Origin of the sequence: Enterobacter sp. MGH 24, from assembly GCF_000493015.1 — a bacterium.
In the GTDB taxonomy this organism is placed as follows: Bacteria; Pseudomonadota; Gammaproteobacteria; order Enterobacterales; family Enterobacteriaceae; genus Enterobacter.
The window spans coordinates 3,173,000-3,192,266 of sequence record NZ_KI535657.1; the positions used below are offsets into that span (position 1 = coordinate 3,173,000).

Below are 19,267 nucleotides of genomic sequence, written 5' to 3' on the forward strand. Positions count from 1 at the left end.
TTGATGTAATTAGCTTATATTCAGAGTTAATATCCCGGTAGATAGTGAAAATAGCATTCACTGTTCTGAAAATAGAACGATGAGGATTTATGCAGGATCTCAATGACTTCGTCTGGTTTGTGAAGGTGGTGGACTACAGTGGTTTTGCGGCGGCGGGAAGGGCGCTTGACCTGCCAAAGTCCAGGCTAAGCCGCCGGATAGCGCAGCTCGAGGAACGCCTGGGCGTGCGGCTCATCCACCGAACAACCCGACAGTTTACGGTGACCGAAGTTGGGCAGACTTTCTATCAGCACTGTAAAGCGATGATGGTGGAGGCCGAGGCCGCCGAGGAAGCCGTTGCGGCACTGCAGGCTGAACCGCGCGGTATCGTCAGGATCACGTGTCCGATAACCTTATTGCATGTCCACGTGGGCCCGATGCTGGCAAGATTTATGGCGCGCTACCCCGGCATCAACCTTCAGCTTGAGGCGACCAACCGGCGGGTAGATCTGGTGGGCGAGGGGGTAGATATCGCGATCCGCGTACGCCCGCGTCCATTTGATGACAGCGACCTGGTGCTAAGGGTGCTGGCTGACAGGGGGCATTGTCTGGTCGCAGGTCCGGCCTTGATTCAATGCATGGGAGAACCCGTCGTCCCGTCTGAACTCAGTGCCTGGCCCGGGTTAAGCATGAACGAGGGGAAACATATTCATAAGTGGGAGCTGTCCGGTCCCGGAGGCGCAAAAGCGGAGATCCATTACCACCCTCGATTGATCACCACCGATATGCTGGCGCTTCGTGAAGCGGCCATGGCAGGCATCGGCGTAGTGCAGTTGCCGATCTTGATGGTGAAGGATCAGCTTGCGTCAGGTGAACTGTTGCGGGTGCTGGACGCGTGGGAACCCCGGCGGGAAGTGATTCACGCGGTTTATCCTTCCAGACGAGGTTTGCTGCCATCCGTCAGGACGCTGGTGGATTTTCTGACCGAAGAGTATGCGAAGATGGTGGAAGAATAATACTTCCCTCTCCCTGTGGGCTGAGGAATCCCCAGTAATTTTTAAACTGGAAGCGACCTAAGTTGCATCAGGAAAATGAATAACTTACAGCGATACCCTGGTCCGGCTGTAAATCGCTGAGGTGTTTCCTGCAGGCCGGGGCGAGGCGCATGGATGCGCCGAGAGGGCGGGCTTTACAGGGATGTTACCTCCGCCCGTACCCGATAAGCCGGAAGGAATAAGCCGAAGGCACCGCGAAGCGGCGATTTACCGCCGGGAGCCCGGGTTGCCAGGGTGGTGGCGATTGAGCCACCCTGGCACGTTCACCGGTCATGTCGTTACAAAGCAGCAAGGAACATAAAGTGAACGGAATGACCACTATAGCCGTATATTCCCCTCACCCTAACCCTCTCCCCGGAGGGGCGAGGGGATTGTTCTCTGCTCGCATTATTTTGTGGGGATCCCTCAGCCCTGTGGGAGAGGGGCAGGGTGAGGGGCTCAGGCCGCACCGAGCTGCATATAGCACCGGGGGGGATTGACTCGCTTCGCTCGCCCTGCGGGCAGCCTGTTCGCTGCGCTCTCAGTCTGTCCAACTGGCTGTCGCCAGTTGTCGAACCCCGGTCGGGGGTTCTCATCCCCCCTTTTCGGAGAATATAAAAGAAAAAAGCCCGTACTTTCGTACGAGCTCTCATCTTAAATATGGCGGTGAGGGGGGGATTCGAACCCCCGATACGTTGCCGTATACACACTTTCCAGGCGTGCTCCTTCAGCCACTCGGACACCTCACCATATTGTCATCCCGTTGTTGCCGGGACGGGCGCTAATGTAAGGAAAAGCCGAACTGCCGTCAACTCACTTTTTCAGTAATTTAGCGCGTTTAGACAAACTTCAAGCAACCTGACTCCTAAATGTGCACAAAGCGCCTCTTTTATCAGCAACGCGGTTTCCTGATAAATTTGTTATGCTGGCAATCCACTTGAAAACGAAAACAAAACAGCGCAATAAGAGGCAGGAATGACCATGGATATTCTCTTCTATCACCCTACATTTGATACCGCTTACTGGATTGACGCACTTTCGGCGGCGCTGCCCGGCGCACGCGTACGCGAGTGGAAGCGTGGCGATAATGAACATGCCGACTATGCGCTGGTCTGGCACCCGCCGGTTGAGATGCTGCAGGGGCGCAAACTGAAGGCAGTTTTCGCGCTGGGGGCGGGCGTTGATTCGATCCTCAGTAAACTGAAAGCGCACCCAGAAATGCTGCCTGAAAATATTCCGCTGTTCCGTCTCGAAGATACGGGAATGGGCCAGCAGATGCAGGAGTATGCCGTGAGCCAGGTGCTGCACTGGTTCCGCCGCTTCGACGATTATCAGGCCTTTAAACAGCAATCCCACTGGGAGCCGCTCCCGGATTATCGACATGAAGATTTTACCGTTGGGATCCTCGGCGCGGGTGTGCTCGGCTCAAAAGTGGCAGAAGCACTCGCTGCGTGGGGCTTCCCGCTGCGCTGCTGGAGCCGCAGCCGTAAGGATTATCCGGGCGTCGAGAGTTTTGCCGGAACGGATGAGCTTCCTGCGTTCCTGAAAGGGACTCGCGTGCTTATCAACCTGCTGCCGAATACCGCCGAAACGGTGGGCATTATCAATAGTACTCTCCTGAACCAGTTAGCCGAGCAGAGCTATTTAATGAACCTGGCGCGCGGGGTCCATGTCGTGGAAGGCGATCTGCTTAAGGCGCTGGACAGCGGCAAGCTAAAAGGCGCTATGCTGGACGTTTACAGCCGTGAGCCGCTGCCCGCGGAAAGCCCGCTGTGGTCGCACCCTCGCGTGGCGATGACCCCGCACGTGGCTGCTGTGACGCGTCCGGCAGAAGCGGTGGCATATATATCCCATACCATCAGCGAAATAGAAAAGGGTAACGCGGTCACCGGACAGGTCGACAGACAGCGCGGCTACTGAGAGAAACCCGGCGTTCGCCGGGTTTTTGCTAATATTCGCCGCTGATAACTGCTATCCTTTGGAAAAACCGCAGAGGAGAGAGAGATGTATCCCGTTGACCTGCATATGCACACCGTCGCCAGCACCCACGCGTATAGCAACCTCCATGATTATATCGCCCAGGCGAAGCTTAAAGGTATTAAGCTGTTCGCGATCACCGATCATGGCCCGGACATGGCGGATGCGCCGCACTACTGGCATTTTGTGAATATGCGGATCTGGCCACGTCTGGTGGACGGCATTGGGATACTGCGCGGCATTGAGGCGAACATCAAAAATGTCGACGGTGAGATCGACTGCACCGGCCCGATGCTGACGTCTCTTGACCTGATTCTCGCCGGTTTCCACGAACCGGTTTTCCCGCCTCAGGATAAAGACACCAACACCGCGGCGATGATTGCCACCATTGCCAGCGGCAACGTGCATATTATTAGTCACCCGGGTAACCCGAAGTACCCGATTGATATTCAGGCTGTCGCGCAGGCGGCGGCGAAGCACCGCGTGGCGCTGGAGATCAATAACTCCTCCTTTGTTCACTCGCGTAAGGGCAGTGAAGCCAACTGTCGCGAAGTGGCGGCCGCCGTGCGTGATGCGGGTGGCATGGTGGCGCTGGGCTCAGACTCTCATACCGCGTTTACGCTGGGTGATTTCAGCGAGTGCCTGAAAGTGCTGAATGATGTTAACTTCCCGGAAGCGCAAATCCTGAACGTGACCCCACGCCGCATGCTCGATTTCCTCGAGTCGCGCGGAATGGAGCCGATTGCCGAATTTGCCGATCTTTAATTGTGTAATGGAATTATAAAAATGAACGAGTTTTCCATCCTTTGTCGCGTGCTGGGTACGCTCTACTATCGCCAGCCGCAAGACCCGCTGTTGGTTCCACTTTTTACGTTAATCCGTGAAGGTAAACTGGCGCAGAACTGGCCGCTGGAACAGGATGATTTACTGGAACGTCTGCAAAAAAGCTGCGACATGCAGCAGATTGCGACGGACTACAATGCGCTGTTTGTCGGCGATGAATGCCGCGTTTCGCCATACCGTTCAGCCTGGCAGGACGGGGCAACGGAAGCAGAAGTCCGTGCTTTCCTCTCTTCGCGCGGTATGCCGCTGAGCGATACGCCAGCCGATCATATCGGTACGCTGCTGCTGGCGGCGTCCTGGATCGAAGACAACGCCGGTGATGATGAGAACGAAGCTATCGAAACCCTGTTCGAAACGTACCTGCTGCCGTGGGTCGGAACATTCCTGGGTAAAGTTGAAGCGCATGCCACCTCGCCATTCTGGAGAACGCTGGCCCCGCTGACCCGCGACGCTATCGCGGCAATGTGGGATGAGCTGGAAGAAGAGAACGGAGGGTGATTTAGATCACATAAATTCTGCAACTCAACATTCCAACTTGCACGTAATGTGCTGCTGATCTCATTTCTATGGTGCGCTTCTGCTAAGATGCGCGCCATGAACATATTACTTTGTATCGCAATTACGACAGGTATTCTCTCCGGACTCTGGGGATGGGTGGCCGTGTCTCTCGGATTGCTCAGCTGGGCCGGGTTCCTCGGCTGCACCGCCTATTTCGCCTGCCCGCAGGGGGGAGTCAAAGGGCTCTTTATCTCTGGCTGCACGTTGATGAGCGGTGTTATCTGGGCGCTGGTGATCATGAAAGGCAGCGCGCTGGCGCCACATCTGGAAATACTGGGATACGTGATGACGGGTGTCGTCGCCTTTTTAATGTGCATCCAGGCTAAGCATCTGCTGCTTTCATTTGTTCCCGGAACCTTTATGGGGGCGTGCGCGACCTTTGCAGGGCTGGGTGACTGGAAGCTGGTGGTCCCCTCACTGGCGCTGGGGTTGCTGTTTGGCTATGCCATGAAAAACAGCGGTCTTTGGCTGGCGTCCCGGCGGGAAAAAGCGCAAAACATTACTGCGGTGAGTGAATAAAAAAAGGCGAGATAGTTATCTCGCCTTTTTTATGCGCTTCCTGTCAGGATTCCGGAGGTACTGACATATCGCGGTATTTCACCAGTATCGGGTTCTGCACGTCTGCTTTGTTTTGCAGATCCCACAGCCCGCGGTCGATACCATCATTGATTAAGAAAATAACGCCTGTTTCAATGGCTGACATCAGACACATCATGACCGGCTCGTTAGAGGTGTAGCCAATTTCACCCTCCAGCAAGCGCTGGTAATCGATAAAGCGGAAGACCCCTGCCTGGACTTCATAAGACAGAATGGTTTTACTGGTGTTCACCGAAGAGAGCACTTCGCCTGTACTGACGTTGACCACACGCAGGTTAACGGCGATTTGGTCGAGCTGGTACTGGGTATCTGCACCGATACCGAAGTAACGTGCTCCTGCACCACCCGATTTAACGTTACTTTCGTAGCCAATAATTGATCCTTCAATCATCACGTTTGCTGCCGCCAGGGATTGCAGCGGTGTCCGGTTATTGTCCGCGACGGTGCCATTCTCCTGTGCGGCACGAATAATTTTGCGTTCATTCAACAGGTTCTGAAGCCCCTGACGTTCCAGCGGAATAAACCAGTGCGAATCCTTGAGCGCGGTAACCAACATGGCGGTGGCGCTTTGCGGCACTGCCGTGGAGAAGTTACTTGCCGGGTAAGGCTTGAATTGCCCGGTTTCATCCTGAATGTTATATACGGAGACAAATATTTTCCCGGTAGGGGAAGGTAAATGTGTTAAATCACGATAACTCTGGGCCCGAGGCATTAATGTTGGTTTTGCAGCTTCTTTAGGTGGAGCAGTTAAACAACCGCTCAATAAGCACACTGCAACAAATATCAGGAAGCGCTGCATGATCGTTGTCCTTATTTAGCTATTGTTTAAAAGTCAGTTGAATTAGTTTGTAGGCCGGAAACCTGAATCGTTGAGGTTTTTCCGGTTTTTCGATCGGTCACGTTCAACTGGAGTTGTCCGTCCCTGTTAGCGATGTCGACAATAAAGTCGTTAGTCACCATTCGGCCGGGTTTCCCGGTATTAATGTTGGTCAGTAACCCACCTAAAATCTGCGACTGGATAGCCTGAGTGAAATTGTCCAGTGCGGACGGGGTATCAACGTTAAAATCCTTAAAGCTTGGATCTTTATAGGAATTTTGCGCCTGAGCTTCATTTAACATGAACGCGCCGTTGTTAGGGTTACCGCCAAAGTTAGGGTTACGGAACTGAAACGTCATGTTTCCAGCCCAGCTTATGGGTGTTATCAGCATTATCGAAACAACTGCATATGCAATACGCATGACAGCCTCCGCATATCGGTTCGCTAGAACTCGTCTTTTGCTAAATCGCTGGTGCTTAATAGGGCTTTATCTATTTGCAGGCGATTAATAGCGTCTTCTGATTGTGCCAGTGCTATGGCTACGTTTTTATCGAAGTCCATTTTTGTGGGGAATAAAAAGGTTTGGAAAATAACGTCCTGATTAGCCGTTATTGTTATCCAACTTCCCCATCGTGCACTGGGCCGCTCGTTGATTGTTATATTACCCTTGTAAGTACTGTCCCATTTATCACTGAAGGCGCGGTAAAAACTGTGCCCGATAGAGGAGACAGTGTGGTCAGTCAACAATCCGGGAACTTCGACCTCGACGGCCTTCAGATTCCCTGCAGCGAGCAGGAAACTCGCTGCGGCGATCCAACTCAACGTGCGCTTCATGTGTTTAACGCCTGAGGTTATCGTTTGCCCACGAAACAGCCTGAGTTCGGTTTTTCACAGCTATCTTCTTGAAAAGATTATAAAGGTGCGTCTTTACCGTATTTTCGCTGATAAATAACGAACGGGCGATTTCAATATTTGAAGCACCAATGCGTAACTTGTTCAGGATCTCTTTCTCACGGTGCGTGAGCAGTGCTGACTCTGAGCTGTTATAGCGATAATTTCCGGAGTGCGTGATGAGATAGCTGGCAAGTTTTTGCGAAAAATAACACTCTCCGCGCAATATACCTTGCAGCCCCTCTACCACCCGGTCCTCTTCTTCAGTGACGTAGAACACGCCATTGATATGCGGCCAGCTTTCAATATCTCTGAAAGGGTACTCATCAGGTGTATTCAATAATAGCACGCGGATATTATTGTTTTTCCTGCTTAAAATATCTTGCCAGTAATGGATAAGCTTTTTATCAGCCTCCATCATATCGAGCAGAATGATGCTGCCAGGCGCAATATCATCAAAAGAACGTTGAATATTATGCAATTTCCCGTTCAATGATAAAGATTGCTTTAAATGTTGTAATAACGCTGTCGCTTGCAAAGAAGGTTTTGTGATCAACAGTAATGTATGACCATGTAAACTATGGACTTCATTATACATGATGAAACCCCGCTTTTTTAGGCACCTGGCAGCTGTCCTCCTTTTAAAAGAGGACACCAGAAGTACTGACAGATGTTGCACTGCTGTGTGTAGAATCAGACCATAACCTCCACAGGGAGGTAAATATAAAACCAATTTCGTACATCTAATTTCAATCTAGCTTTTACGAAGTTTAAAGCAAGTGTTAAACATGTAACATAATGTAAAAATCAATATTAATTTGTGAAAACCAGTGGTGGTGAATGGCGAGAATTGATGAGAAAGTTGTACATGTAAATAGAGATGCACACATTTTAAAAATCATACAAATATTTTTAAGCTAATAATATTTATGATTTTTTGTTATTTATGTGAAATGAGAATGAAGTATGAGTTGTGCATTTTTTCTAAGTCCACGAATGAGGGACTGTCAGACTTAAGAAAACAGGTTGTGTGTCACGGACTGTGTAAAGATGTTCTCCTGCCGTTACGTTTAAACACCCAGAAAGAAGCGCGGCCAGCCTTCGTCTCGTTGTACAACCCTCCCGCAAGACACATTTAATAAAAAATATAAGCTGGCCTAATTAAAGTGATTTTTGATGTAAATTACGACTTTGTGGTGAGTCGATAAATAAAAATAAGCCGCGTGGGTGAGATATTTAAAATGTTTCAGCGGACATACTCTTCACCGTAACGACGCGTTAACACATTACGAGTCGTTTTAACAAGTAACAGTATTATAGGGCTAGAGTGTGATTAAATAGCCAGGTCCAGGGTGACAACATGAAAAACACATCGTTATTTATGATGTTTACATTACTGAGTGCGCCTGGATTTGTAACTGCAGCTAATTCAGATATGGCAAATCCTGAATATAACTTTGCGGTTAACGAATTAAGTCTTTCATCACTAAATCAGGCAGCCATTATTGGTCAACAGGGTGTATTTAATGACGCTCAGGTACGCCAGGACGGTTCAAAATTAATGTCCATTGTTTCCCAGGACGGGGCAGGAAATAGAGCCAGGGTTGATCAATCAGGGAGTTACAATATAGCCTGGATCGATCAGAGCGGTAACGGGAATGATGCAGGCATTACGCAAGATGGATATGGTAATAGTGCGAAAATTATCCAGAAAGGGTCGGGTAATAGAGCAAATATTACGCAGTACGGTACGCAGAAAACCGCAGTTGTAGTGCAGAAACAGTCGCAGATGGCTATTCGCGTTATTCAACGCTAGCTTCTCGCGACGAATTTAATCAATCCGATGGGGGTTTACCATGAAATTTATCAAAGTGGCAGCACTTGCAGCAATCGTAGTTTCTGGTAGTGCTATGGCTGGTTTGATCGATCAGGGCGGTTGGGGTCATGGACATGGACACGGCGGATATGGTGGCCCAAATTCAACCCTGAATATTTACCAAAACGGTGGCGGTAACTCTGCTGTAGCATTGCAGACAGACGCCAGAAATTCCGTCCTGAGTATTAGCCAGACGGGTGGCGGTAACGGTGCCGACGTTGGCCAGGGATCTGATGACAGTAATATCAGTCTGACCCAGAACGGTTTTGGTAACAGTGCAACCCTTGATCAGTGGAACAGTAAAGATTCCAAAATGAATGTTAGCCAGTACGGCGGTCTTAACGGTGCGCTGGTAGACCAGACTGCGTCTAACTCGACTGTAAACGTGACCCAGATCGGTTTTGGTAACCACGCGACAGCTCATCAGTACTGATACCTGATATCTGTGCTACAAAAAAACAGGGCATCAGCCCTGTTTTTTTTCGGGAGTTCATCATGAATACCTTAATTCTCCTTGCCGCCCTTTCCAGCCAGATAACCTTCAAAACCTCACAGCAGGAAAATATGACCACCATTATTCCCCAGGTCACTCTGGCGCAATCGTGTGATTGTCAGGTTCAGATTGTTTCTGTGCGAGAAGGGCAGGGGGGACAAAGTTCTTCCCGACAGCAAAACGCACTTTTTATACCCGCTAATCAGACGATTGATTTAACGCGCCTGAGTTTAAATATAAGCGCGGGAGACACGGTAAAAATCGTTGTCACCGTGTCAGACGGTAAATCGCTGCATTTATCACAACAGTGGTCGCCAGCGGAGCGTTCGCTTTAAATATTCATGAAATCAATATGTTGCGAAGGTGGCGGGTATGTGCCGTTGAGCTATGCTGATATCAGGGACCAGGTCGTTATGTTCCGTAACGTGAAACTTCGTTTGCCATAATAAATGAAGCGCGTTTACCCCTCATGGACGATTTTCATTGAGGAGTACCTATAATGAACAACTATTTTGCTCGACTCGTGGCAGGTCTGGGTCTGGTCGTTTCTGCTTTGAGTATTCCGGCTTATTCGGCCACCCTTGTTGAAGGTGGTGTCATTCATTTTCGCGGTGCTATTGTTGCAGACCCCTGTGAAGTCACTCCCCAGAAGCAACAGTTTGCGTTGTCATGTCCAAATAATAACCGGATGCAAACGCGTATGGTCAGCTATGAAGAGGCGCTCAACGGGAAAGTGAGTGATTCAAGCCTGGCGACGCTCAATATGAAGTACCTGAATCCTGAAAAAACGCTCGCGGTTGTCGAAATCCAGTATCGCTAATGCGTTCTCTCCCGCCCTGCGGTGGAGGAGGATTTTTTCTGATAGTTTTTTCTCCCAGTCTCCTCTGCGATACACTTAAGAAAAAGGCGGGTTGCAGAGGGGCTTTATGAAACCGCAAATTGAAATTATTCATGGCGATATTACGACAATGCACGTCGACGTTATCGTCAATGCGGCCAATCCATCCCTGATGGGGGGAGGCGGTGTGGACGGGGCTATCCACCGCGCTGCCGGACCGCAGCTGCTGGAAGCCTGTAAAACCGTGCGGCAACAGCAGGGCGAATGTCCTCCCGGTCACGCGGTGATTACGCTGGCGGGTAATCTGCCTGCCAGAGCGGTCATTCACGCCGTAGGGCCCGTCTGGCATGGCGGAGACCAGCACGAAGCAAGTATCCTGGAAGAGGCTTACCGGAACTGTCTGCGACTGGCCGCCGACAACGGTTATAAAACGATGGCGTTCCCGGCCATCAGCACCGGCGTCTATGGTTATCCTAAGGCCGCCGCCGCTACGATCGCCGTAGAAACCGTTTATCGCTATCTGTCTTTAAAACCGCTGCCAGAGAAGGTGATTTTTGTCTGTTTTGACGACGACACCACGCATCTTTACCAGCGGCTTCTGACTCAGCGCAGACAAGAGCTGGAAAGTTAAAGCAAACGCGGCGCATCTGGTGCGCCGCGAGGTTTATGAGGCTTTCGCCGGTGGTTTTCCCGAAAAGAGGAAACGCAGGAGCGGGATCCGCAGATGGATTTCGTAAAGTACGATCGCCACCCCCACCACAAACACCAGCCCGGTAAAGAAGCCCAGCGTGTTGGAGGCGATGTGCGGTGTGATGTATGCCCCGAAGAAGAGCGTCAACGGGTGATGCACCAGATAGATAAACAGCGAAGCATTCACGAAGTAAGTCACGCGGCTGGACTTAAAGTTCAGCAGGCGGTGGCCCAGCGCGAATACCACGTTCACCATCCACAAGCCCAGCAGCATAGTGATCACGCTTTCCGTTTCATACATCCAGGCGTCGCCGCTGCCGTAGCGCTGATTCAGCAGATAGGCCGCGAATGCGAGGGTGGCTCCCAGCGCGCACCACGGTGACGGGGTGACAAACAGCGATTTAAGCTTTGGATGAATAAAAGCCAGCGCGCCGATTAAAAAGAACGGAATGTAGAACAGTGACTGCATCACCACAAAATTAAATAGCCCGTCGCTTAAAATCGGCGGGTAGATGATAAGCAGGGTCCGTCGCACGGCAGCGTAGGCAATTCCCAGCAGTAAGAAAATTACTGACAATTTGCCCATCGTAACGTTGGCGAAAAAGGTGTCGGCTTTCGTATTTAGATGGTGACGCAGGCGGCTGAAAATGAACAGGCTCACCGATGTGAGCACCACCAGGACCAGCAGAAACCACAGGTGAGACACCAGCTCCCAGACCAGCGTATTGTACTTTTCATACGGCGTAAGATTCGGCCAGTTCTCCGCCTTGCCTTTGACATACTGCAACATAATGAACTGCGGCAGCGTCAGCAGCGGAATGGCCGTCAACATCGGTATGCCCACGCGCTCTACGCGCACCTTCCACCAGCGCTTGAGCGGGTAGCGCAGAAACAGCATGTAGGAAAAATAGCCGGATATGACAAAAAACACCTGCATACGGAAGGCGTGAATAAAGTCATTAAACAGCGTCAGCCACCAGGAGGGCATCTGGCTATTCACATGCCAGGTATGGCTGGAGTAAATCAGTGAAATGTGAAAGGGGATCCCCAATAGCATCAGCCATGCCCGGATCGAGTCGAGGAAATATTCACGTTCTGTTGGTGTTGTGCTCATATAACGTTGTGCATTCTCAGACTTTTCGTCTTATCCCTAAGACTCATAATGGTTACATTCGAAGCCAACCCTACACCAAGACCGACACCCTGTCTCCAGGATAAGCACGCAAAGTGAAAAGCGGGTTCTTTCATTTGCTTATTCCATGAGCCAGCAGCTGAACAAAGCAGTGATAATGTTGTCGGATTGCCTGAGTTTCCATTAAAATGGATCGGATCGATATAAGCACACAAAGGGGGAAGTGCTTACTTATTATGAAACATAAACCACAGATGATGAAAATGCGTTGGTTGGGTGCTGCAGTGGTGTTATCACTGTATACCTCATCGGCACTGGCCTTTAACATCGACGATGTCGCAAAACAGGCAAAATCGATGGCAGGCAAGAGCTACGAAGCGCCGAAAAGTAACTTGCCCTCCGTTTTCCGCGACATGAAGTATGCGGACTATCAGCAGATCCAGTTCAATCACGACAAAGCGTACTGGAGCAATATAAAGACCCCGTTCAAGCTTGAGTTTTATCATCAGGGTATGTACTTCGACACGCCTGTTGCCATCAATGAAGTGACGGCGACAGCAGTACGTAAGATCAAGTACAGCCCGGATTACTTCAATTTTGGCAATGTGCAACACGACAAAGATACGGTGAAAGACCTGGGCTTCGCAGGCTTTAAGGTGCTTTACCCGATCAACAGCAAAGATAAAAACGACGAAATCGTCAGCATGCTGGGTGCCAGCTATTTCCGCGTCATTGGCGCGGGGCAGGTGTACGGGCTTTCTGCGCGTGGGTTGGCTATTGATACCGCGCTGCCATCAGGTGAAGAGTTCCCACGTTTTCGTGAGTTCTGGATTGAACGTCCAAAACCAACGGACAAACGTCTGACCATTTATGCACTGCTGGATTCCCCGCGTGCAACCGGTGCCTATCGCTTTGTGATTATGCCGGGCCGTGACACGGTAGTTGACGTGCAGTCCAAAGTTTACCTGCGTGATAAAGTGGGCAAACTGGGCGTTGCACCACTGACCAGTATGTTCCTGTTTGGGCCGAACCAGCCGTCTCCGGCAACCAACTTCCGCCCGGAACTGCATGACTCCAACGGTCTGTCTATTCATGCCGGTAACGGTGAGTGGATCTGGCGTCCGCTGAATAACCCGAAACATCTGGCGGTTAGCAGCTACGCGATGGAAAACCCGCAAGGTTTCGGCCTGCTGCAGCGTGGTCGTCAGTTCTCGCGCTTTGAAGATTTGGACGATCGCTATGACCAGCGTCCAAGCGCCTGGGTCACGCCAAACGGTGACTGGGGTAAAGGTAAGGTCGAGCTGGTAGAAATTCCAACCAACGACGAAACCAACGATAACATCGTCGCTTACTGGACACCGGATCAGCTCCCGGAAGCCGGTAAAGAGATGAACTTCAAGTACACCATTACCTTCAGCCGCGACGAAGATAAGCTGCATGCGCCGGATAACGCGTATGTAATGCAGACTCGCCGCTCAACGGGGGATGTGAAGCAGTCTAATCTTATCCGTCAGCCTGACGGTACCGTGGCGTTCGTCGTGGACTTCACAGGTCAGGATATGAAGAAACTGTCACCGGATACCGCCGTTGCCGCTCAGGCAAGCATCGGGGATAACGGTGAAATCGTTGAGAATACCGTGCGTTACAACCCGGTAACCAAAGGCTGGCGTCTGACCCTGCGCGTGAAAGTGAAAGATCCGAAACAGACCACTGAAATGCGCGCTGCGCTGGTCAGTGACGATCAGCCGCTGAGTGAAACCTGGAGCTATCAGCTACCTGCCAATGAATAATACATCTGAATATATTGATGCCATGCCGCTGACGGATATCGAAAAAGCGGCACTGCCTAAGAGCGACATCCGCGCGGTTCACACCGCACTGGATGGTGAACATCGTCAGTTTTCCCGTGATGATGATACGCCGCTCGGGTCAGTCAAGGCGCGTCTGGAGCAGGCCTGGCCGGACTCGCTGGCGGAAGGGCAGTTGATTAAAGACGATGAAGGACGCGATCAGCTTCAGGCGATGCCGAAGGCCACGCGCTCCTCGATGTTCCCCGATCCATGGCGAACCAACCCGGTGAGTCGCTTCTGGGATCGCCTGCGCGGGCGTGATGTGACGCCACGCTATCTGTCACGCCTGACGAAAGAAGAGCAGGCGTCCGAACAGAAATGGCGTACCGTAGGGACCATCCGTCGCTACATTCTGCTCCTTCTGACGCTGGCGCAGACGGTCGTCGCGACCTGGTACATGAAAACTATTCTGCCTTACCAGGGCTGGGCGTTTATCAACCCGACGGACATGATGGGCCAGGATCTCTGGGTCTCCTTCATGCAGCTGCTGCCGTATATCCTGCAGAGCGGCATTCTCCTGCTGTTCGCGGTTCTCTTCTGCTGGGTCTCGGCCGGTTTCTGGACCGCGCTGATGGGCTTCCTGCAGCTGCTGATGGGGCGTGACAAATACAGCATTTCAGCGTCAACGGTCGGGGATGAACCCCTCAATCCTGAGCACCGTACCGCGCTGATTATGCCTATCTGTAACGAAGACGTTGACCGCGTATTTGCGGGCCTGCGTGCGACCTGGGAGTCCGTGAAGGCGACCGGCAACGCGGCGCATTTCGACGTTTACATCCTGAGCGACAGCTACAACCCGGATATCTGCGTGGCAGAACAAAAAGCGTGGATGGAGCTGATTGCAGAAGTGCAGGGCGAAGGCCAGATCTTCTACCGCCGCCGCCGCCGCCGTGTGAAGCGTAAAAGCGGTAACATTGATGACTTCTGCCGTCGCTGGGGTAACCAGTACAGCTACATGGTGGTGCTGGATGCTGACTCCGTCATGAGCGGAGACTGCCTGAGCGGTCTGGTACGCCTGATGGAAGCCAACCCTAACGCGGGTATCATTCAGTCCTCGCCAAAAGCGTCCGGTATGGACACGCTGTATGCGCGCTGCCAGCAGTTCGCCACCCGTGTTTACGGGCCGCTGTTTACGGCGGGTCTGCACTTCTGGCAGCTGGGTGAATCCCACTACTGGGGTCACAACGCCATCATCCGCGTGAAGCCGTTCATTGAGCACTGTGCGCTGGCGCCGCTGCCGGGGGAGGGTTCGTTTGCGGGCTCTATTCTGTCGCATGACTTCGTAGAAGCGGCGTTGATGCGTCGTGCTGGCTGGGGCGTCTGGATTGCCTACGACCTGCCGGGATCGTACGAAGAGCTGCCGCCGAACCTGCTGGACGAACTCAAGCGTGACCGCCGCTGGTGTCACGGTAACCTGATGAACTTCCGCCTGTTCCTGGTAAAAGGGATGCACCCGGTTCACCGTGCGGTGTTCCTGACGGGCGTGATGTCTTATCTCTCCGCACCGCTGTGGTTTATGTTCCTCGCGCTCTCCACTGCGCTGCAGGTCGTCCATGCCCTCACGGAGCCGCAATACTTCCTGCAACCGCGCCAGCTGTTCCCGGTGTGGCCGCAGTGGCGTCCGGAGCTGGCGATTGCGCTGTTTGCCTCCACCATGGTGCTGCTGTTCCTGCCTAAGCTGCTCAGCATCATTCTGATCTGGTGCAAAGGCTCGAAGGAGTACGGCGGTTTCTTCCGCGTGACCCTTTCTCTGCTGCTGGAAGTGTTGTTCTCCGTCTTGCTGGCGCCGGTACGTATGCTGTTCCACACCGTGTTTGTGGTCAGTGCGTTCCTGGGCTGGGAAGTGGTCTGGAACTCACCGCAGCGTGACGACGACTCCACGCCGTGGAGTGAAGCCTTTATGCGCCACGGGTCTCAGCTGCTGCTGGGTCTGGTGTGGGCGGCCGGTATGGCCTGGCTGGATCTGCGCTTCCTGTTCTGGCTGGCGCCGATTGTCTTCTCGCTGATCCTGTCGCCGTTTGTGTCCGTGATTTCCAGCCGTTCAACGGTGGGGCTCAGAACCAAACGCTGGAAACTGTTCCTGATCCCGGAAGAGTATTCCCCGCCGCAGGTGCTGGTGGATACCGATCGTTACCTGGAACAGAACCGCAGTCGTTCACTGGATGACGGCTTCATGCACGCCGTGTTTAACCCGTCATTCAACGCCCTGGCAACGGCGATGGCCACTGCGCGCCACCGTGCCAGCCAGGTGCTGGAGATTGCTCGCGATCGTCACGTTGAGCAGGCGCTTAACGAGACCCCGGAAAAACTCAACCGCGACCGTCGTCTGGTGCTGTTGAGCGACCCGGTGACAATGGCGCGTCTTCACTACCGCGTGTGGTCCGCTCCGGAGAAATACTCTTCGTGGGTGAACTACTATAAGGACGTGAAGCTGAACCCGCTCGCCCTGAAGGCGAAGTAAATTGTTAAGAAGAGGCGGGTAAGCGAAGCGCCACCCGCCAGATAAAATACCGGCTGTGAGGCCGGTATTTTTTTAGAGGTTAGAGATGAGAATAATCATCGTCGTCATGATGGCATGCCTGCTCAGCGGCTGCGGGAGTATCATCAGCCGCACCATTCCAGGGCAAGGCCATGGGAATCAGTATTACCCGGGCGTGAAATGGGATCTCCGTGATTCCGCATGGCGCTATCTGACCGTGCTCGATCTGCCGTTCTCGCTGGTTTTCGACACGCTTTTGCTGCCGATCGATGCCAGCCACGGCCCTTACGAATAGCGTAAATTAACGCTCGTCCCACTCATCGGCTGCGGTTTGACCTTCTTCCGTATCCAGCGGTGGCTCGAGCTGAAACTCACCCTCATCCCACTCGTGCAGGGTGTTCTCTTCCAGCCATTCCTGCCGAAGTTCAATTTCGTCATAGTCGCCATCAAAGACGGCCTGCGCACCTTCACCGCTTAATATCGGCAAACATTCCCCTTCTTCCCCTTCATCGGCAAAGAATTCGGCCTGCCACATAATATCCCCATCCTGCAGAACGTATTTTTGGATATTAAGCTGTTGCACGTCAGCATCTTCTTCTTCAACGCCGGGGTTGTCGGCGAGGAACTCTTCACGAGCGGCATCAATAGCTTCTTCCAGCGTGGCGTACATGGTCATTGGTGTCTCCCTGTTTTCCAGAAGGTTTCAGGGAAAGAATAGCTGAATATAAGATTCTGCAAGTATGAATGCGAAAATAAGCCGTCAGGCGTTCGTCTTATTCCGTCGCGGGCCGCAGCGCGCGGGATAAACTGAACCATGAATAAATTGCATTGAACAACACGACGCCTGCCGTCACGATAAAGACGGCGCGAAAACCGAAGCTGGCGGAAATCCCGGCACCGAGCAGCGGTCCGGTGACGTTACCGATATCCCGGAATGACTGGTTATAGCTGAAGATACGCCCGGCAATCTGGTTCGTGGAGTTGTAGACCAGCAGGGTCTGTACGGCGGGCAGCAGCGCGCCGTCGGCGGCACCCAGTAAAAAGCGAAGTAAGCCCAGCTGCCACGGAGACTGCACCATCGACATCGGGATAAGCAGCAGGACGGAAATGACCAGCGCGCAGATCAGGATTTTTTCCGGACCCACCCGATCCCCCAGCTTTCCCAGCCTCGGGGCGCTCAGCAGCGCCGCCACGCCGGGTACGGAGGCGATCAGCCCGCTGATGAACGCAATATTGCTGACGCTACCCGCCAGATCGCGAACGTACAGCGTCAGAATAGGGGCAATAGACCCGGTAGCCACCTGGATAATCATTGTCGTCACGAACAGGCTCAGCACCAGTCTGGGATTTTTAAGCGAGGTCAGCACCTCCCTGGCGTGGAGCATCTCTTTTTTGGCGACTGGCGTGAAGTTTTCACGAATACAGAGCAGGGTGACGATAAAGCACAGGAACAACGCGCTGGCGGTGATGAAAAAGACCGGGCGCAGGCCGTAGTTATCCGCCAGTAATCCACCGGCCAGTGGCCCCAGCAGAGCACCGCTCACGCCGCCGGTGGAGAGTGTCCCCAGCGCCCAGCCGCTCTTATGGCGGGGGATTTGCGTGGCGATTAAGGCATTCGCATTGGGAATAAATCCCCCCAGCAGGCCCAGCAGCGCGCGCAGGATCAGAAACTGCCAGACGTTCTGCGCCATGCCCATCAGCGCCATGATAATGGCCATCCCCAGCGCCGAACGCAGCAGCATGATTTTACGTCCCTTGCGGTCGGCAAGGCCGCCCCAGAAGGGCGAGGCTATCGCGGAAAAGAGAAACGTGATGCTGAATACCAGGCCAGACCACATATTGAGCGCACTGTGGCCCGTCACGCCCAGCTGTTCGACATAGAGTGGCAGGAAGGGCATGACCAGGCTAAACGCCGCGCCGGTAAGAAAACAGCCAAGCCACGCAACCGTGAGGTTACGCTTCCAGTTTATGGGGGCATCTGAGGGTGACATAACTATCCGCATAATGAGGTGCAGTGCACCTGAAGTATAAAGTAATAAGCCTGCTAATTATGCGCCTGGGTTATGATTGCCGCAATGAGGAGGAGCTTTTAAAGCTAAAACGGCATGCGGCCCTGAGGGCCGCATGAGGATTAATAGCGGGACGGGGTGCCTTTTGGCCGCGTTTTAAAACGGCGGTGCAGCCACATATACTGTTCAGGCGCCAGCATGATGCACTTCTCCACAACGCTGTTCATCCAGCGTGCGGTGGTTTCCGCATCGTCAAGCGGCGGCGCGAGTTCCGGCTCCAGCATCATCAGCTCGTAGCCTGACCCATCCGGCTTACGGCGGGGAACAAAAGGCACGATGGCGGCTTTGGACATGCGCGCCAGCATCCAGGTACCGGTCGTTGTGGCGGCCTCTTCAACGGCGAAGAAGGGGACAAATACGCTGGCCTGTGGGCCATAGTCGTGGTCGGGGGCATACCAGACCACTTCACCGGATTTCAGGGCGCGGATCATCCCCTTCAGATCCTTACGGTCGATCATGCTTTTGTTGGAGCGCATGCGGCCGTTGGTCTGGATTAAGTCGATGACCGGGTTATCGTTTGGACGATAAACGCCAATGCCCGGCGCCTGCATGCCGAACATGCGCGCCCCGATTTCCAGCGTCAGGAAATGGACGCCGATCAGCAGCACACCCGTCTGATTGGCCTGAAGCGTATGTACCGGCTCCATGCCGGTTCCCGTCACCTCGCTCCAGCGGGCCATGCGTTTGTCCGGCCAGAACCAGGCCATACCGGTTTCCATGAGCCCCATCCCGACAGATTCGAAATTCTTCGCGACCATATCGTGACGCTCTGATTCGCTCATCTGCGGAAAACACAGCTCAAGATTGCGGTACGCGATTCTGGCGCGACGCTTCATGAACAGTTGCGCGAAACGGCCCAGAAATTTACCCAACCCAAAAATAACAGGGTAGGGAAGCTGTACCAGAAGCCATAAAAAGCCGATGCCAAGCCAGGTCAACCAATAGCGGGGATGCAAAAGGGCGGCAGTAAATTTTGGTAACTGGGTCATGTCATTCCTGTGTTCAAACGTCCTGTTTTGCTAGTGTCTCATTTTTTGAGACGTAGCCAAAATATCTGCTTTCGAAGCGTGCACGAATACAGCAATTGTTAAGCCTGATTAATCAGGGTGTGTGAAATTTAGCGTAAATTGTGTGGATGTAAAT

Annotated in this window: 21 protein-coding genes and 1 tRNA gene; 13 read left to right on the plus strand and 9 right to left on the minus strand. The window is 52.8% G+C overall.

Annotation, left to right across the window (positions count from 1 at the left end):
* The first annotated feature begins 89 nt into the window (after window positions 1-89).
* Window positions 90-995 (plus strand): LysR family transcriptional regulator, encoded by a 906-nt coding sequence (locus L370_RS07055; RefSeq protein ID WP_023335230.1) that lies wholly within the window; start codon window positions 90-92, stop codon window positions 993-995.
* A 679-nt stretch (window positions 996-1,674) separates the two neighbouring features.
* Here L370_RS07055 and L370_RS07050 read toward each other — a convergent pair.
* Window positions 1,675-1,762: transfer RNA gene (locus L370_RS07050), tRNA-Ser, on the minus strand.
* A gap of 232 nt (window positions 1,763-1,994) precedes the next feature.
* Between L370_RS07050 and ghrA the strand changes: the two genes are divergently transcribed.
* The 4 genes from ghrA to L370_RS07030 all read left to right on the plus strand — a co-directional run bounded on the left by ghrA (window position 1,995) and on the right by L370_RS07030 (window position 4,910).
* Window positions 1,995-2,933 carry a glyoxylate/hydroxypyruvate reductase GhrA gene (gene ghrA / locus L370_RS07045; RefSeq protein WP_023335231.1) on the plus strand — a complete coding sequence of 313 codons (939 nt, stop codon included), beginning with the start codon at window positions 1,995-1,997 and terminating at the stop codon, window positions 2,931-2,933.
* A gap of 84 nt (window positions 2,934-3,017) precedes the next feature.
* Window positions 3,018-3,755, plus strand: a complete 738-nt coding sequence (locus tag L370_RS07040; protein ID WP_023335232.1) for a phosphatase — start codon at window positions 3,018-3,020, stop codon at window positions 3,753-3,755.
* Window positions 3,756-3,776: 21 nt separating this feature from the next.
* Window positions 3,777-4,331: a TorD/DmsD family molecular chaperone gene (locus L370_RS07035; protein WP_023335233.1), complete on the plus strand. Its 555-nt coding sequence runs from the start codon at window positions 3,777-3,779 to the stop codon at window positions 4,329-4,331.
* Between the two features lie 96 nt (window positions 4,332-4,427).
* Entirely contained in the window at window positions 4,428-4,910 is a 483-nt protein-coding gene (locus tag L370_RS07030; RefSeq protein WP_072163868.1) for a DUF1097 domain-containing protein, read from the plus strand.
* A 43-nt stretch (window positions 4,911-4,953) separates the two neighbouring features.
* On the opposite strand, the gene csgG is transcribed toward L370_RS07030, so the two are convergent.
* Genes csgG through csgD form a run of 4 tightly spaced genes read right to left on the minus strand, consistent with a single transcriptional unit; the run spans window position 4,954 to window position 7,295 of the window.
* Window positions 4,954-5,787 carry a curli production assembly/transport protein CsgG gene (gene csgG, locus L370_RS07025; RefSeq protein ID WP_023335235.1) on the minus strand — a complete coding sequence of 278 codons (834 nt, stop codon included), beginning with the start codon at window positions 5,785-5,787 and terminating at the stop codon, window positions 4,954-4,956.
* A gap of 26 nt (window positions 5,788-5,813) precedes the next feature.
* Window positions 5,814-6,227 (minus strand): curli production assembly/transport protein CsgF, encoded by a 414-nt coding sequence (gene csgF / locus L370_RS07020; RefSeq protein WP_023335236.1) that lies wholly within the window; start codon window positions 6,225-6,227, stop codon window positions 5,814-5,816.
* A 23-nt stretch (window positions 6,228-6,250) separates the two neighbouring features.
* On the minus strand, window positions 6,251-6,640 hold the full coding sequence (gene csgE / locus L370_RS07015) for a curli production assembly/transport protein CsgE (RefSeq protein WP_023335237.1): 390 nt from the start codon (window positions 6,638-6,640) through the stop codon (window positions 6,251-6,253).
* A 4-nt stretch (window positions 6,641-6,644) separates the two neighbouring features.
* Window positions 6,645-7,295 carry a biofilm master transcriptional regulator CsgD gene (gene csgD, locus L370_RS07010; protein ID WP_023335238.1) on the minus strand — a complete coding sequence of 217 codons (651 nt, stop codon included), beginning with the start codon at window positions 7,293-7,295 and terminating at the stop codon, window positions 6,645-6,647.
* A 762-nt stretch (window positions 7,296-8,057) separates the two neighbouring features.
* On the opposite strand from csgD, the gene csgB reads away from it, so the two are divergent.
* The 5 genes from csgB to ymdB all read left to right on the plus strand — a co-directional run bounded on the left by csgB (window position 8,058) and on the right by ymdB (window position 10,535).
* Window positions 8,058-8,513: a curli minor subunit CsgB gene (gene csgB, locus L370_RS07005; protein WP_023335239.1), complete on the plus strand. Its 456-nt coding sequence runs from the start codon at window positions 8,058-8,060 to the stop codon at window positions 8,511-8,513.
* 40 nt (window positions 8,514-8,553) lie between these two features.
* On the plus strand, window positions 8,554-9,006 hold the full coding sequence (csgA, locus tag L370_RS0122035) for a curli major subunit CsgA (RefSeq protein ID WP_032666588.1): 453 nt from the start codon (window positions 8,554-8,556) through the stop codon (window positions 9,004-9,006).
* Between the two features lie 62 nt (window positions 9,007-9,068).
* Entirely contained in the window at window positions 9,069-9,401 is a 333-nt protein-coding gene (gene csgC, locus L370_RS07000) for a curli assembly chaperone CsgC (protein ID WP_023335241.1), read from the plus strand.
* Window positions 9,402-9,565: 164 nt separating this feature from the next.
* The gene (locus L370_RS06995; RefSeq protein ID WP_023335242.1) at window positions 9,566-9,886 is read left to right on the plus strand and encodes a fimbrial protein; all 321 of its coding nucleotides are present in this window, start codon (window positions 9,566-9,568) and stop codon (window positions 9,884-9,886) included.
* Window positions 9,887-9,992: 106 nt separating this feature from the next.
* Window positions 9,993-10,535 carry an O-acetyl-ADP-ribose deacetylase gene (gene ymdB, locus L370_RS06990; protein WP_023335243.1) on the plus strand — a complete coding sequence of 181 codons (543 nt, stop codon included), beginning with the start codon at window positions 9,993-9,995 and terminating at the stop codon, window positions 10,533-10,535.
* A gap of 33 nt (window positions 10,536-10,568) precedes the next feature.
* On the opposite strand, the gene mdoC is transcribed toward ymdB, so the two are convergent.
* Window positions 10,569-11,708: a glucans biosynthesis protein MdoC gene (gene mdoC / locus L370_RS06985; RefSeq protein ID WP_023335244.1), complete on the minus strand. Its 1,140-nt coding sequence runs from the start codon at window positions 11,706-11,708 to the stop codon at window positions 10,569-10,571.
* A 254-nt stretch (window positions 11,709-11,962) separates the two neighbouring features.
* On the opposite strand from mdoC, the gene mdoG reads away from it, so the two are divergent.
* From mdoG to L370_RS06970, 3 genes are all read left to right on the plus strand, one after another.
* Window positions 11,963-13,516 (plus strand): glucans biosynthesis protein MdoG, encoded by a 1,554-nt coding sequence (gene mdoG, locus L370_RS06980; protein ID WP_032638672.1) that lies wholly within the window; start codon window positions 11,963-11,965, stop codon window positions 13,514-13,516.
* Window positions 13,509-16,037, plus strand: a complete 2,529-nt coding sequence (gene mdoH, locus L370_RS06975) for a glucans biosynthesis glucosyltransferase MdoH (RefSeq protein ID WP_023335246.1) — start codon at window positions 13,509-13,511, stop codon at window positions 16,035-16,037. Before mdoG ends, mdoH begins: the two co-directional genes overlap by 8 nt.
* Before the next feature lie 85 nt (window positions 16,038-16,122).
* Complete coding sequence (locus tag L370_RS06970; RefSeq protein ID WP_023335247.1) at window positions 16,123-16,350, plus strand: YceK/YidQ family lipoprotein; 228 nt, start codon at window positions 16,123-16,125, stop codon at window positions 16,348-16,350.
* 6 nt (window positions 16,351-16,356) lie between these two features.
* Here the strand turns inward: L370_RS06970 and L370_RS06965 are convergent, their stop codons facing one another.
* The 3 genes from L370_RS06965 to L370_RS06955 all read right to left on the minus strand — a co-directional run bounded on the left by L370_RS06965 (window position 16,357) and on the right by L370_RS06955 (window position 19,113).
* Window positions 16,357-16,731, minus strand: a complete 375-nt coding sequence (locus L370_RS06965; protein ID WP_023311118.1) for a MysB family protein — start codon at window positions 16,729-16,731, stop codon at window positions 16,357-16,359.
* A gap of 97 nt (window positions 16,732-16,828) precedes the next feature.
* Complete coding sequence (mdtG, locus tag L370_RS06960; protein WP_023335248.1) at window positions 16,829-18,046, minus strand: multidrug efflux MFS transporter MdtG; 1,218 nt, start codon at window positions 18,044-18,046, stop codon at window positions 16,829-16,831.
* A gap of 140 nt (window positions 18,047-18,186) precedes the next feature.
* Window positions 18,187-19,113 (minus strand): Kdo(2)-lipid IV(A) acyltransferase, encoded by a 927-nt coding sequence (locus L370_RS06955; RefSeq protein WP_023335249.1) that lies wholly within the window; start codon window positions 19,111-19,113, stop codon window positions 18,187-18,189.
* Window positions 19,114-19,267: the final 154 nt, after the last annotated feature.

Coding starts and splice junctions, on each gene's coding strand:
- L370_RS07055 (WP_023335230.1), top strand. CDS start 90: ATGCAGGATCTCAATGACTTCGTCTGGTTTGTGAAGGTGGTGGACTAC.
- ghrA (WP_023335231.1), top strand. CDS start 1,995: ATGGATATTCTCTTCTATCACCCTACATTTGATACCGCTTACTGGATT.
- L370_RS07040 (WP_023335232.1), top strand. CDS start 3,018: ATGTATCCCGTTGACCTGCATATGCACACCGTCGCCAGCACCCACGCG.
- L370_RS07035 (WP_023335233.1), top strand. CDS start 3,777: ATGAACGAGTTTTCCATCCTTTGTCGCGTGCTGGGTACGCTCTACTAT.
- L370_RS07030 (WP_072163868.1), top strand. CDS start 4,428: ATGAACATATTACTTTGTATCGCAATTACGACAGGTATTCTCTCCGGA.
- csgG (WP_023335235.1), bottom strand. CDS start 5,787: ATGCAGCGCTTCCTGATATTTGTTGCAGTGTGCTTATTGAGCGGTTGT.
- csgF (WP_023335236.1), bottom strand. CDS start 6,227: ATGCGTATTGCATATGCAGTTGTTTCGATAATGCTGATAACACCCATA.
- csgE (WP_023335237.1), bottom strand. CDS start 6,640: ATGAAGCGCACGTTGAGTTGGATCGCCGCAGCGAGTTTCCTGCTCGCT.
- csgD (WP_023335238.1), bottom strand. CDS start 7,295: ATGTATAATGAAGTCCATAGTTTACATGGTCATACATTACTGTTGATC.
- csgB (WP_023335239.1), top strand. CDS start 8,058: ATGAAAAACACATCGTTATTTATGATGTTTACATTACTGAGTGCGCCT.
- csgA (WP_032666588.1), top strand. CDS start 8,554: ATGAAATTTATCAAAGTGGCAGCACTTGCAGCAATCGTAGTTTCTGGT.
- csgC (WP_023335241.1), top strand. CDS start 9,069: ATGAATACCTTAATTCTCCTTGCCGCCCTTTCCAGCCAGATAACCTTC.
- L370_RS06995 (WP_023335242.1), top strand. CDS start 9,566: ATGAACAACTATTTTGCTCGACTCGTGGCAGGTCTGGGTCTGGTCGTT.
- ymdB (WP_023335243.1), top strand. CDS start 9,993: ATGAAACCGCAAATTGAAATTATTCATGGCGATATTACGACAATGCAC.
- mdoC (WP_023335244.1), bottom strand. CDS start 11,708: ATGAGCACAACACCAACAGAACGTGAATATTTCCTCGACTCGATCCGG.
- mdoG (WP_032638672.1), top strand. CDS start 11,963: ATGAAACATAAACCACAGATGATGAAAATGCGTTGGTTGGGTGCTGCA.
- mdoH (WP_023335246.1), top strand. CDS start 13,509: ATGAATAATACATCTGAATATATTGATGCCATGCCGCTGACGGATATC.
- L370_RS06970 (WP_023335247.1), top strand. CDS start 16,123: ATGAGAATAATCATCGTCGTCATGATGGCATGCCTGCTCAGCGGCTGC.
- L370_RS06965 (WP_023311118.1), bottom strand. CDS start 16,731: ATGACCATGTACGCCACGCTGGAAGAAGCTATTGATGCCGCTCGTGAA.
- mdtG (WP_023335248.1), bottom strand. CDS start 18,046: ATGTCACCCTCAGATGCCCCCATAAACTGGAAGCGTAACCTCACGGTT.
- L370_RS06955 (WP_023335249.1), bottom strand. CDS start 19,113: ATGACCCAGTTACCAAAATTTACTGCCGCCCTTTTGCATCCCCGCTAT.